Origin of the sequence: Desulfurococcus sp., from assembly GCA_026626905.1 — an archaeon.
In the GTDB taxonomy this organism is placed as follows: Archaea; Thermoproteota; Thermoprotei_A; order Sulfolobales; family Desulfurococcaceae; genus Desulfurococcus.
Genome location: JAPNUX010000002.1, coordinates 82,206 through 94,228 on the forward strand (window position 1 = coordinate 82,206; position 12,023 = coordinate 94,228).

Below are 12,023 nucleotides of genomic sequence, written 5' to 3' on the forward strand. Positions count from 1 at the left end.
TTCCGCTAGCCTACCACTCTTCCTCCTCCCATTCCTCTTCCCACTCTTCTTCCTCCCACTCCTCTTCTTCCCATTCTTCCTCTAGCCACGGCTTCACTACGACTACACCTCCCACACAATCACGATCTCCATGCACCTGGGTTTTTAAATATCCAGGGGGTCGAGTCCACCTTCACTGTGGAGGCTGAATGAAAAACTTATAACCTGGTATAACACCAGTTTAATAGGTTTAATCCAAGGGTAGCAGCGGTGAGGCTTATTGGTTGAATTCTGCCCTAGATGCGGAGGGCCACTCGTACCTGTTAAGAAGGGAAGGAAGATTATTCTTAAGTGTAATAGATGCGGTTATGAAGTAGAAGTTAAAGATAGAAGAGAACACAAAGTGAAGTTTCACGTGGATGCAAGCAAACGGGTTTCAACTGCTCAGGCAACTGAGGCAGGGGAAGCAAGGCTCTCACAGGAGGAAAGAGAGATGCTTAGAGAGTACTACGAGGTGCTTCTAGAGGAGCTGGCACAAGAAGAAGAGGGAACCGAGGAATTAGATTAAGACTACAAGGCTTCAGCTTGCATGGTCTCCACATTACAGGTTTTCGGAGCCGTCACCACTCATCATCTCAACCAGCTTGATCCAAGTAGACCTTATTAACTGCAGAGTCTCAAGAGTGGTTAGGTTAGTTAAAGTAGCTTAGTACCAGTGGAGTCTTAAAAGCTCGCTAGGTGGGCTGGGATGAAATCTAAGAGGACTATGCAGGGGGTTTTAATGCTGGTTCTCTGCCATTTCCTGTGGAGTACTAACAACATTGCTGGGAGAGTACTAGGCGGGGTCTTAGACCCGGTGACTGTAACTGCTCTCAGGTGGCTTCTGGCAATGCCCTTCTACCCTCTAATACTCGGGTGGAGTGTTATATGGGGGGTGAAACGCTATATCAGCGTGAAGACGCTGATACTGGGTTTAACAGGCATGGTACTCTTCAACATCGTCCTCTACGAGTCCCTAGCGTTAACGCAAGCGTCACTTGTAGGATTAGCATACGGCTTCACGCCTGCATTAATCCTAATATTCTCCGCTCTAATAGGCCTTGAAAAACCAAGCAGACTACAGGTTGCTGGATCCACTCTCTCAGTACTAGGCGTCATCCTGCTTTTCACGCTTAAAGGAGCAGCAGCCTCCAGCAGCGATATACTGGGTTTAAGCCTAGGGGTTTCAACAGGGGTTATATGGGCGGTTTACACTGTCCTCCAAGGCAAGTTCTATCCTGGAGGAGATCAAGCAGCATTAACGTATGCTTCAATAGTTCTAACAGCACCCCTACTAGGGCTTACTGCCTCACCATTAATCTACACGAAGCTCGAGATCATGCTGAAACCAGAGGTTCTCTTAGCCCTCCTCTGGATTGCTGTTGCAACAGGGGCTTTAGGCTACTACGCTTGGAATAAAGGAGTTTCACTAGTGGGCCCTGCTATAGCCGCCCCCTTCGCGAACTTAATCCCTGTCTTCACAGCCCTTCTCGGCAGCATGCTGCTGGGAGAAAGCCTTGGAGTAGGAGACCTAGTGGGAGGTGCTTTAATAGTGCTTGGCTCAACTATTTCAACTATAGGAGGAAGGCACTAAACCCTGCAGCCAGGTACAACCTGAGAGGATGCATTGCGAGAAAGAAAAATACCGGTAACCCTGGTTAACATGATTGAAGAACTGCTTACGAGGAGAGGTGTCAGCCTTGGTTAGAGTCGCCATAGTAGATAGAAGCTACTGTAAGCCGGATAAGTGTAGCCTGGAGTGTATTAGGTTCTGCCCTGTCAACAGGGGGAGGAAGAAGAAGGCTATAGAGTTGAGTAGTGACGGTAAGTATGTAGTAGTATACGAGGAGACCTGCATCGGATGCGGTATATGCGTTAAGAAGTGTCCTTTCAATGCTCTATCAATCGTGAACCTACCCGACGAGCTCGAGAAAACACTAGTGCACAGGTACGGAGCCAATATGTTCAAGCTATATAATCTACCAGCACCACGCATCGGAGGTATTCTAGGGGTAATCGGGAGAAACGGTGCTGGAAAATCCACTAGCGTGAAAATACTTTCCGGGCAGGTGAAGCCTAACCTAGGGAGATACATGGATCCACCAGACTGGGATGAAATAATAAGGTACTTCAGGGGGACAGAGCTACAATCATACTTTACTAAGCTTGCAAACGGCGATATTAAAGCTGTAGTTAAACCACAGTATATTGAGGCTGCTAAAAGGCTGTTAAAAAGCACTGTGAGAGAACTGCTGAGTAAAGTAGATGAAAGAGGCTTAGGACGCGAGCTAGTGGAGAAGCTAGGGTTAACCAACCTACTAGACCGTAAGGTAAGCGAGCTAAGCGGTGGGGAGCTACAGAAATTCCTTGTAGCTGCAACTCTATCGAGGAATGGGAATGCATTCTTCTTCGACGAGCCATGTAGCTACCTGGATATAAGGGAGAGGATAAGAGTGGCAAATACCATTAGAGAGTTCAGTGAGCCCTCTAAGAACTACGTAGTAGTCGTTGAACACGATTTAATGATCCTCGACTACATAAGCGACAATATTGTCGTAGTATACGGGGAGCCAGGAGTATACGGTATTGTCTCCAAGCCTTATGGAACGAGAGTAGGAGTAAACCACTACCTGAAAGGATACCTGCCGGCAGAAAACATGAGGATAAGAGAAGATGAAATAAAGTTTAGAATACAGGCTCAGGAGAAGCAGGTTACCCCGGAATCCTACCCGATACTCAAGTGGGATTCAATGGTATTCCAGTACGGTAGCTCTGGCTTCAAGCTTGTAGTCGAGCCAGGCGACGTGCATGCTGGGGAGGTACTAGGAATCCTAGGGCCAAACGGGATAGGGAAGACTACGCTAATCAAGCTTTTAAGCGGGGAACTAGAGCCGCAGGAGGGAATGGTTTTAATCTCAGCTGGAAAAGTAAGCTTGAAGCCCCAGGAGCTTTCACCAAGAATCTTCAGTGAGGAGAGTGTTGCAGGGAACTTGAAGAGCGCGTCACCTCAAACCCTAGACCCTTCATCCTGGATCTACCATGAGCTGGTGAGAAGGTTAGGATTGAATAAGCTGCTGGATAGAAGAGTAGATGAGTTAAGCGGGGGAGAACTACAGAAGCTTGCTGTAGCAGTCTCTCTAGCTAGAGAAGCCGACCTCTACTTCCTTGACGAGCCGTCAGCTTATCTAGATGTTGAAGAGAGAATTAGTATTGCAAGAACTATAAGGAGAATAGTTGAGGAGAAAGGGAAGAGTGCTCTCGTTGTAGAACACGACCTCCTTATGCAAAGCTATATTGCTGACAGAGTGATAGTCTTCCTCGGGGAGCCAGGTCTCCACGGCCATGCATACCAGCCAGTGAACGTGAAGGAGGGACTAAACCTTCTCTTAAAGGAACTGGATGTAACTGTTAGAAGAGATAGTGAAAGCGGAAGGCCGAGGATAAACAAGCCTGGCTCAGTAATGGATAGAGAGCAGAGGCTTCGAGGAGAGTACTTCCTTCCAGCTTAACACTAATTTAATTGGATATTTAAAAGTTCAGGCGTTTTACTCAGGGTAAGGTTTATTAAGGGTTTAACCATTCAATTCAATATTGATGGGTGCATGAACATGAAGGTAACTCTCTCTGTTATTAAAGCGGACTTAGGAAGTATCGCAGGCCACTACATGCCACACCCCGACCAGCTAGCTGCTGCTACAAAAGTGCTCTCTGAGGCTAAGCAGAAGGGGATTATAATTGACTTCTACGTCACGCACGTCGGCGACGATATTCAATTGATAATGACTCATACCAAGGGAACAGACCACCCTGATATCCATGGGCTAGCATGGGATGCATTCCAGGCTGCTGCTAAGGTTGCACGCGAGTTGAAGCTGTATGCAGCCGGCCAGGACCTTCTATCAGAAGCTTTCTCAGGCAACGTTAGAGGTATGGGGCCTGGTGTAGCAGAGCTTGAGATGGAGGAGAGGAAGTCTGAGCCTGTTGTCACGTTCCACGCTGATAAAACTGAGCCTGGTGCATTCAACCTACCTATCTTCAGGATATTCGCAGATCCATTCAACACGGCTGGACTAGTGATTGATCCAAACATGCATGACGGATTCGTCTTCGAGATATTCGATGTATTCGAGGGTAGAAGCGTTCTTCTAAAGTCTCCGGAGGAGATGTACGATATACTAGCCTTAATCGGTACCCCCGGCAGGTACATTGTGAGAAGAGTGTACAGGAAGAGTGATAACCTGCTAGCTGCAGTAGTCAGCGTTGAGAGATTAAACCTCATGGCTGGCAAGTACGTTGGTAAGGATGATCCAGTTGCAATCGTGAGAGCACAGCATGGCCTCCCGGCTCTAGGAGAAGTCCTAGAACCCTTCAGCTTCCCGCACCTAGTTGCTGGATGGATGAGAGGCAGTCATCACGGCCCTCTAATGCCTGTTCCAATGAGGTACGCTAGAGTCACACGCTTCGATGGGCCTCCGAGAATCATAGCACTTGGATGGAACATCTCTAACGGCAGGCTGATCGGTCCAGCCGACCTCTTCGATGATGTAGCATTCGATGAAGCTAGGAGGCTGGCACAGACTATCGCCGACTACATGAGGAGACACGGCCCATTCATGCCGCACAGGCTTGGACCTGAGGAAATGGAGTACACGACACTACCACAGGTACTAGAGAAGCTGAAGGATAGGTTCGTTAAGTCTGAAGAAGCCTATAAGGTAATTAAGAGACACAGCGAGATGCTAGAATCTCACGATTAGTCTCCTCGAGACTTTTTTCCCATCTATAACTCATACATGTTAATGAGGAGGAAGTCACATGGCTAAACCTATTCTAGCAGTCAACTTCAAAGCATACTACCCCCATAGCTTCGGCGAGAACGCGTACAGGATAGCAAGGGATGCTGTAAGAGTGTGGCGTGAGACAGGTGTGGATATCATACTAGCACCACCATTCACAGAGATAAGGAGAATTAAGGAGATAGTTGAAGGAAGTAGCGTGAAAGTATTCGCTCAGCACGCTGACCCTCTTGAGCCAGGTGCTATCACAGGCTTTATGCCGCTTGAAGGACTAAAGGAGGCTGGTGTTCAAGGAGTAATCATTAATCACAGTGAGCACAAGCTTAGAATATCCGAGATAAACTACTTAGTGGCGAAAGCTAGAAGCCTTGGCTTGGAAACCTTGGTCTGCGCTGATACCCCTGAGACAGGTGCTGCTGTAGCAGTCTTAGAACCCAGCTATGTTGCAGTAGAACCCCCTGAGCTCATAGGGAGCGGTGTAAGTGTTAGCAAGGCTAAACCAGAGGTTGTGACAAACAGCGTGAAGATGATTAGACGTGTCAACGAGAAAACCGTGATTCTAACTGGAGCTGGCATAACAACAGGTGAAGACGCATACATGGCTGTAAAACTAGGCACCATGGGGGTTCTGGTAGCATCAGGTATAGTGAAAGCCAAGGACCCCTACAATGTAATGAAGGAGATGGCTGAATCGATGCTTAAAGCATTATAAGTTTAACATGGCTACATTTTTACTCCACTTCCTCCAGCCTCCACATACTTCTTTAATTTAGTTTATTCCTCGAGTAGAGGTTATCCGAGAAAACCTCCGGTTAATCTACCGGGGAGCCGGTATGCAAGATAATGCTTCTAGAAGCATTATTTGAGGCAGAGTTTAATCTCATCATGGAGAGGATTACATCTGCACCTGTGATTCGCTATGCCAGCGCTCTGCGTGAGTGTTGGAGAAGACTTTAATCTCGATTTAACCATGTATCCCAGCTTCCTCTCAAGCATATACGATTTCGAGAAGCCTGGATACTGGGTTAGGAGAATAGGGTTTAAGCACCTACTGGTTCAACAGGGTGGGGAATTATGTTGTAGTGGAGATGGATGCTCCCACCGGCTCCTGCATGGTATTGGGGGATTATGGTGCTGGAGTGACTGCATATCAATCCTTAGAGACTCAGGGTTCAACTGGCTTCTTGAGTTGTATCCGGGGCTTAGGATCGCTGCTGCCTTAGAGCCCGTGGATAGAATACTGGTCTCATCGGCTGTAGTTCTCTCAGCTAATACCAGCTATGCAGGTAACGTTAGAAGGTGGATGAAACTGATATTTGGGGGCTTAGATCTAAAAGAGAGCTCGCTACTCGTGGAGGCTGCTTCAACCGCGGAAAAACTCACCAGTCCTCAACCCAGACTCCTGGCTAGAATTCTCCCCGAGCTACGAGATGTTGTCTTGAAAGTAGGCGAGGTAAGCCTGGAGACTCTGAGAAAACGCTTGCTTAGCATTAAAGGTGTGGGTCCGAAGATAGCTGATGCCATAATACTATTCACTGGTGCTTCATCAATGGTCGCGCCTGGCGATAGACACTTAACCCGCTTTGCTAGATATTATCTAGGTCTCACGGGGAAGCTAGCATCAAAAAACATGTGTCTTAAGGGAGGGGCTTGGTGTAGGACTTGCAGCATTAGCAGGCAGTGTCTTCAAGGCTTAATTGTAGCTTCCTTCAGCGCTGGAGCCGGCCTAGTTCAAACAATCTCGTACGTGCATGGAAGGCTAGGCACTACCAGCTGGCGTGAAAAGCTTTACAGGGAGCTCGAAGCCTTCTACCGCTAGGTCATATGAGCTCTGAGGGTAACTCGTCGGGCTTAAAGGCTACAAGAGGCTTTAACCCAGTAGTCTTAAGCAGGTTCACTACATGCGGGTACAGTATAACGTACTCAGGGTCAATGCTTTCAGCTAGCCTTGGATGTATTGCTCTAAGTACTCGCTTTATTCTCTCAACACCCTTACTATCAGTGAAGCTTAGCATTACAGCCGGGTAAACCTCCTCGCCTGGTTCAAGCCCGTATTCAACTAGTAGTTTAATCGCCTTCAACTGGAATCCCCATGCACGTGGCTCTGCTCTAGTTAGCATTACGAACTCCTGTGGGCTTGTCCCCTTTATAGATACTCTAACACTTACTCCAGCACCATGGAAGCTTGCTAGTCTACGTGCATACTCCTCCCGGGAGCCTATGACTACTCCATTAGTTTCTAGAATGAAGTGGTATCCTCTGCTCGTGATAAGCTCTATCACTTTAATCAGGTGATCAAACCCTAGTGTAGGCTCACCACCACTCAACCGTATACGGTTTATACCATGCCTTCTAGCTAGCGAAGTTAAAATTTCCACGGCTTGGAGGGGACTATACAGTTCCCCCTTGGAGAAACCACCCCATGTAAAGTAGTATGCCCAGCAGAATCCACAGCGGAGATTACAGCCTACTGTATCCCCTGTGATTATACCGCCATACCATCTATCACGGCGGAATCTATAGTACCTCCTATACTGCTCCCCGCCTACATAAGGTGCAACTACCGGTTCAAGCCTCGAATACAACTCCAGTGGGTCATACAATCCATGCTTCTCTTGCAAGACTACCACGAAGACCTTAATTCCGTATATATCTTAATTAAGCTGCCAGCCTGCGGATGAACATGTAGCTCAAGTGAGCTGATACATTACTCCCGGCAGCTAGAATACATTTTAAGCTCCCTTAGAATACTCAATAAAGCCTTGAAAAGCCGCCGTAGCTCAGCCCGGTGGAGCGCCGGCCTCGTAACGGCTTGTCAAGCCGAAGTCGCTGGACAGCCGGTGGACGCGGGTTCAAATCCCGCCGGCGGCTTTATTTTCAACATCATGGAGAAGACTACATGACCTGGCTTATTCTTATCTCGTGCACATTGATATGCGGCCTCGCGTAAGTTTCAATAACTATGTCTCCAGGCTTTAAGCGGCCTGTCTCTACTAGTAGCTCTCGTAATCTAGCTACCCCTCTCTCATAGTCACTTTCAGCTGGAAGAATCTTTGACATCTCAATAACGTTCAACCCGTATCTTAGTGTAAGCTTCTCAGCTAGTAGTTTATCGCTCACACCGATATACACTGAGGTTTGAGGTCTAAGCTTGGAGAGTAGTGTTGGCACACGCCCTGTTCTACTGAAGTCTACTATCACTCCTCCAATACTCTCGCTCAGCAAGATTAATCCCTGAACATACTTCTCCAATAGATCTCTCACTGGGATAAAGCTTCTGTACTCGTTTACAATACTCCTCGATAACCCTAGCTCGGCTTTCTCTATTATCCTCTTAGCCCATTTAACGGCTTCAACAGGATACCTGCCTATAGCTGTTTCATTAGTTAGTAGAACTGCATCTACCAGGTTGAATACTGAGTTGTAGAGGTCGACTACATCGCTTCTACTAGGCCTTGGATTATTAACCATGGATTCAAGTACTTCAGTAGCCACTATAACGATCTTTCCCTGCTTCACTACCTCTCTAACTATCTGCTCTTGAATCAGCGGGATCTCCTCGAGAGGGAAGTGTAATCCAAGATCCCCTCTCGCTACAATTAAACCATCAGCGACTTCAAGTATATCCCTCATGTTGATGAAGCCGCTTCTAGTCTCAATCTTCGCTATAAGCCCCGGTGTCCATCCATGCATGGCGAGGAGGTCTCTAGCTATCTCTACATCCCTACGCTTCTTCACGTAGCTTAAAGCTATGAAGCTGGCTTTAACATCTGCAGCAAACTTGAATACCCTCTTATCCACCTCGCCTGGAAAAGATGCCTCGTACTCCTTCCCCTCTACGACTACTTTCTTTCTGGGCTTCGCTACCCCGGAGTTTAATGCTACTGCTCTAACAGCACTATCCTCAACATCCACTACGCGGAAGGATAGCTCGCCGTCACCGTATAGCAGCGTGTCTCCTATTGAAACTGTAGTGTAGAATGCCTTCATGGGTAGCCATATATTCTTCTCTCCCTGCCCATCGCGGTTGAGAGTGAAGACTACTGTGTCACCACGGTTTACTGTAAACTCTGTGAAGTCACCGCTTCTCGCCTGCGGGCCCGGCGTGTCAAGTATTAACGGGACAACTGTATCCAGCTCGGCTGCAACATCCCTAGCGATTCTAGCGTACTCCATCCATGATTTCTCATCACCGTGAGCACAGTTTATTCTAACACCTGAAGCCCCCTCCTTAACCATTCTCTTAACTACATCATACTCAATGCTGCTAGGCCCAAGTGTCACTATGATTTTAACTCTACCCACAGACCCCACCTAGAGCGCGTGGATAACATCCCTCAACCTGCTGCCTTCAGTTAAACCGAGTGATCTAGCTGTGCTTGTAGCATCAGCTATCCGTCCATCCAGTAGCTCCTCCAGTGAGCTTACACCCGGAACCCTAACAGCAGCTACTCTAAGCTTCTCAACTACACTAATATTGAGGAGCCCACACATAGCGAAACCTTTCTCTCCAGCCAGGACTATTAGTGGAGGACTGTTGGGTAGCGATACCTCAACACCTACAAGCTTCTTACCCTCCACCTCAATGATTTTAACTCTCACGGAATCCCGTGCATAGTATTGTTTAGCCACAAGCACCCCCGGTAGATGCAATACTCCCCGTCTTCTTTAAATCTCCCAGCGACATCAACGATGCAGCAGGCTCGAGCAGGAGTACTTGATACACTGCTATTTTGATTAGAAACGGCACCCGATCCCAGCTCAGAACGGCTGCGAGGCCTCTCGGACCTCACGGCCGTTCTGACGTGGCCGGCTTAACTTCCGGGTTCGATACGAGACCGGGTGTTGCCCGGCCACTATGGCCGGGTCGGGTGCCAAGCTACACTATTACGGTAGAGGGGTTTTAAAGCGTTTCCTCGCTTGACTTCACAGAAGGGTATTTAATGAAGGCCTGCTTGAAGCTACCTTCAGGTTTATGGCTGGAGAGAACTCTGCTTTTCTCGACTGCATATATGCCTCTGATCTTGAGAGTTCCACCGCACTTCGGGCACTTACCCCGCTCTAATCCAATGTAGTCTCCTGCCTCGAAGTCTCTTTCCAGCTTAAAGCCGCAGTTAACGCACTGTAATAGGACTCTCGTGACGCTTTCTTCTCTCTTCTCCCTTCTCGAGCGGGCCTCAAAGTAGAAGTATACAATGAACACTATGAGGAGAATGAGTAGTACTAGATTATAGAGAGTGTTTTCATCCAACACTCGTCACCCTGGTATACCCATAGTGTTACCTATACCGGCGACGAGTACTGTGGAGTTGGGCTTAGTATTCTCCTCTATTAACTTATCGATGTACTTTAAAGCTGCTTCAACGCTGTCGAATATCTCCTTGCGCATCGTGGTTATAGCTTCGCGAAGCTCCATTTTCACTACGAGGGCCCTCAGAGGGATACCATACTTTGATGCTGCTCTCTCAATTGCTATTTTCTCCGGGCCTGGATCCCCTATAGCTGCGCCAACACCCTCAGCTAGAGAACCTGTTGCTTCACCCTCCAGCTTGAGGGCTGCATCAACAGTTATTATGAGGTCTACTCCACCGTTAAGCTCCTCTACGAGCTTACTGATCACTGCGCCAGGATGGCCTACATTGCTTCCAGGCCCCTCGGCTTTAACCACGAATATCCTTCTATCCTTATACCGGATCTCGCTTACTGATGTCTCATCTAAGACTTTCGAGGATACTTTCTCCCCCATCTCTATGAGCCGGTATGCTATGAGCGGGCCTACACCATCACCAATAGGCTTGCCTGTAGAGAAGGCTTCGAATGCTTCATGGTAGGCGTTAACGTATCTCAGTATCTGAGGCATTAGCATCTGCAGCTGCATTATCAACACCCAGTTATTCTCCTTCTCACCTATTAGAAGGTAGTGTCTAACCACCTTGTACAGCATGTAGAGAGCGCCTACTATCATAATGGATGTCTCGACAAGACTCCTCTCATACCTGCCTATATGCTTTAGGTTAGATTCGACGAGCCCCTTCACAGTTGAATCACTTGTTCTAATCAAGTGATCCATTCTCTTAATTATATCCACGGGTTCAACAGCCACGGGGTCGATGGTGAAGAACTCCATTAACCGATCCACGAGGACCTCGGGTGCCTGCAATCCTAGATTCATGAGCATGCTTCTAACCTTCCTTCTATCTTCTTCAACAATACTTCTAATGAAGTTAAGCTTCATCCGTATGTCGGCAACCCAGATCTTCATCTGTATCTTCTGGTTGAATCCTGTTAGAATCAGCACGAATAGGATCAGCCAGGCTATCTGGACTATCAAGGATAATGTATCCCCGTTCATTCAGTCTCACCACATATTCTACTGCCACCAGCTTGCCGTGATATCTGTGAGTGCTTTAGAGGAATTTAAATAGTGGTTATAATAACCTCCTTCTCGAGTACCAGGAATGTATGCTCGAACTGAGAGACCATGCCTCTAGACTTCTCAACTAGCACCGGGTAGGATTGAGTAAGACCAGCTCTAGCTAGCTGGCTTACAGCCGCCCGTGTATCCCTCGTGTACTTGTAGAGCCATCTCTCAGCGAATGGTAGAGTTCTTCTCTCACCGTAGAGTTTCTCGTAGATATCTCTAACCTCCGATGGAATTCTATTCTTCTTCTTAAGTGAGTATATTGTGACCTCCCTTGCTTCTTCAACCAAGCCCACGCCAGTTGATGCGAAAGGCTCAATAGCGTAAACCCCCGGCTCCAGTCTCCACCTAGAGAGTAGGTCAGCGTAGTTTGGTATGCTGAGGCCGGCGTGCAGAGTATACCAGTCTATGCTGTGACCACTAAGGTTTCTCACAGGCTTAAACCCCATGGATTTAACTGTATCCTCGATAATCCTCCCTATCTCGTTAGCCTTAACCCCCGGGTGGATTGCCTCTGCAACCTTCTCTAGGGCTCTACGCGATGCTTCCACAAGCCCCTCGTAGACAGGGCTTAAAGCTACTGTTGCAGCCGTATCAGCTATAAAGCCGTCTACATGGACACCTATATCTATTTTTACAACGGAGTCATTGGGGATCACGCTGCTATCACCTGGTATCGGAGTGTAGTGTGCTGCAATATGGTTGATGCTAATGTTCACTGGGAACGCTGGCTCTCCTCCAAGCTCTCTTATCCTCCCCTCTAAGTGCTCAGCTAGCTCTAGTAAGCT

At 47.8% G+C, this 12,023-nt stretch carries 13 protein-coding genes, 1 tRNA gene and 1 rRNA gene; 7 read left to right on the forward strand and 8 right to left on the reverse strand.

The window, feature by feature from the left end:
- Positions 1-259 precede the first annotated feature (259 nt).
- The 6 genes from OWQ48_01920 (at position 260) to OWQ48_01945 (ending at position 6,633) form a co-directional block, all read left to right on the forward strand.
- Positions 260-547, forward strand: coding sequence for a DNA-directed RNA polymerase subunit M (locus OWQ48_01920; protein MCY0867975.1), 288 nt, complete (start codon positions 260-262; stop codon positions 545-547).
- A 180-nt stretch (positions 548-727) separates the two neighbouring features.
- The gene (locus OWQ48_01925) at positions 728-1,612 is read left to right on the forward strand and encodes a DMT family transporter (GenBank protein MCY0867976.1); all 885 of its coding nucleotides are present in this window, start codon (positions 728-730) and stop codon (positions 1,610-1,612) included.
- A 106-nt stretch (positions 1,613-1,718) separates the two neighbouring features.
- Positions 1,719-3,527 (forward strand): ribosome biogenesis/translation initiation ATPase RLI, encoded by a 1,809-nt coding sequence (locus OWQ48_01930; protein ID MCY0867977.1) that lies wholly within the window; start codon positions 1,719-1,721, stop codon positions 3,525-3,527.
- Positions 3,528-3,620: 93 nt separating this feature from the next.
- Positions 3,621-4,775 (forward strand): fructose-1,6-bisphosphate aldolase/phosphatase, encoded by a 1,155-nt coding sequence (gene fbp, locus OWQ48_01935; protein ID MCY0867978.1) that lies wholly within the window; start codon positions 3,621-3,623, stop codon positions 4,773-4,775.
- A 58-nt stretch (positions 4,776-4,833) separates the two neighbouring features.
- Entirely contained in the window at positions 4,834-5,526 is a 693-nt protein-coding gene (gene tpiA, locus OWQ48_01940; GenBank protein MCY0867979.1) for a triose-phosphate isomerase, read from the forward strand.
- Between the two features lie 207 nt (positions 5,527-5,733).
- The gene (locus OWQ48_01945) at positions 5,734-6,633 is read left to right on the forward strand and encodes a hypothetical protein (GenBank protein MCY0867980.1); all 900 of its coding nucleotides are present in this window, start codon (positions 5,734-5,736) and stop codon (positions 6,631-6,633) included.
- Position 6,634: 1 nt separating this feature from the next.
- Here OWQ48_01945 and OWQ48_01950 read toward each other — a convergent pair whose 3' ends face one another.
- Positions 6,635-7,444 carry a radical SAM protein gene (locus tag OWQ48_01950; GenBank protein ID MCY0867981.1) on the reverse strand — a complete coding sequence of 270 codons (810 nt, stop codon included), beginning with the start codon at positions 7,442-7,444 and terminating at the stop codon, positions 6,635-6,637.
- 139 nt (positions 7,445-7,583) lie between these two features.
- Here OWQ48_01950 and OWQ48_01955 point away from each other — a divergent pair.
- Positions 7,584-7,685, forward strand: a tRNA-Thr gene (locus OWQ48_01955).
- Between the two features lie 24 nt (positions 7,686-7,709).
- Here OWQ48_01955 and pyk read toward each other — a convergent pair.
- The 7 genes from pyk to map form a co-directional block, all read right to left on the reverse strand.
- Positions 7,710-9,119: a pyruvate kinase gene (gene pyk / locus OWQ48_01960; protein ID MCY0867982.1), complete on the reverse strand. Its 1,410-nt coding sequence runs from the start codon at positions 9,117-9,119 to the stop codon at positions 7,710-7,712.
- 9 nt (positions 9,120-9,128) lie between these two features.
- Positions 9,129-9,446: a DUF1805 domain-containing protein gene (locus tag OWQ48_01965; protein ID MCY0867983.1), complete on the reverse strand. Its 318-nt coding sequence runs from the start codon at positions 9,444-9,446 to the stop codon at positions 9,129-9,131.
- Positions 9,439-9,564, reverse strand: coding sequence for a hypothetical protein (locus OWQ48_01970; GenBank protein MCY0867984.1), 126 nt, complete (start codon positions 9,562-9,564; stop codon positions 9,439-9,441). Before OWQ48_01970 ends, OWQ48_01965 begins: the two co-directional genes overlap by 8 nt.
- Position 9,565: 1 nt before the next feature.
- Positions 9,566-9,684, reverse strand: a 5S ribosomal RNA gene (gene rrf, locus OWQ48_01975).
- Between the two features lie 33 nt (positions 9,685-9,717).
- Positions 9,718-10,065 carry a hypothetical protein gene (locus OWQ48_01980; GenBank protein ID MCY0867985.1) on the reverse strand — a complete coding sequence of 116 codons (348 nt, stop codon included), beginning with the start codon at positions 10,063-10,065 and terminating at the stop codon, positions 9,718-9,720.
- Positions 10,066-10,071: 6 nt separating this feature from the next.
- Entirely contained in the window at positions 10,072-11,166 is a 1,095-nt protein-coding gene (locus OWQ48_01985) for a DUF1512 domain-containing protein (protein ID MCY0867986.1), read from the reverse strand.
- Positions 11,167-11,231: 65 nt separating this feature from the next.
- A partial coding sequence (gene map, locus OWQ48_01990; GenBank protein MCY0867987.1) for a type II methionyl aminopeptidase occupies positions 11,232-12,023 on the reverse strand: 792 nt, incomplete at its 5' end.

Excerpts from the sequence above, each read along its gene's own strand:
- OWQ48_01925 (MCY0867976.1), top strand. The coding sequence starts at position 728 with ATGAAATCTAAGAGGACTATGCAGGGGGTTTTAATGCTGGTTCTCTGC.
- tpiA (MCY0867979.1), top strand. The coding sequence starts at position 4,834 with ATGGCTAAACCTATTCTAGCAGTCAACTTCAAAGCATACTACCCCCAT.
- OWQ48_01945 (MCY0867980.1), top strand. The coding sequence starts at position 5,734 with ATGCCAGCGCTCTGCGTGAGTGTTGGAGAAGACTTTAATCTCGATTTA.
- fbp (MCY0867978.1), top strand. The coding sequence starts at position 3,621 with ATGAACATGAAGGTAACTCTCTCTGTTATTAAAGCGGACTTAGGAAGT.
- OWQ48_01985 (MCY0867986.1), bottom strand. The coding sequence starts at position 11,166 with ATGAACGGGGATACATTATCCTTGATAGTCCAGATAGCCTGGCTGATC.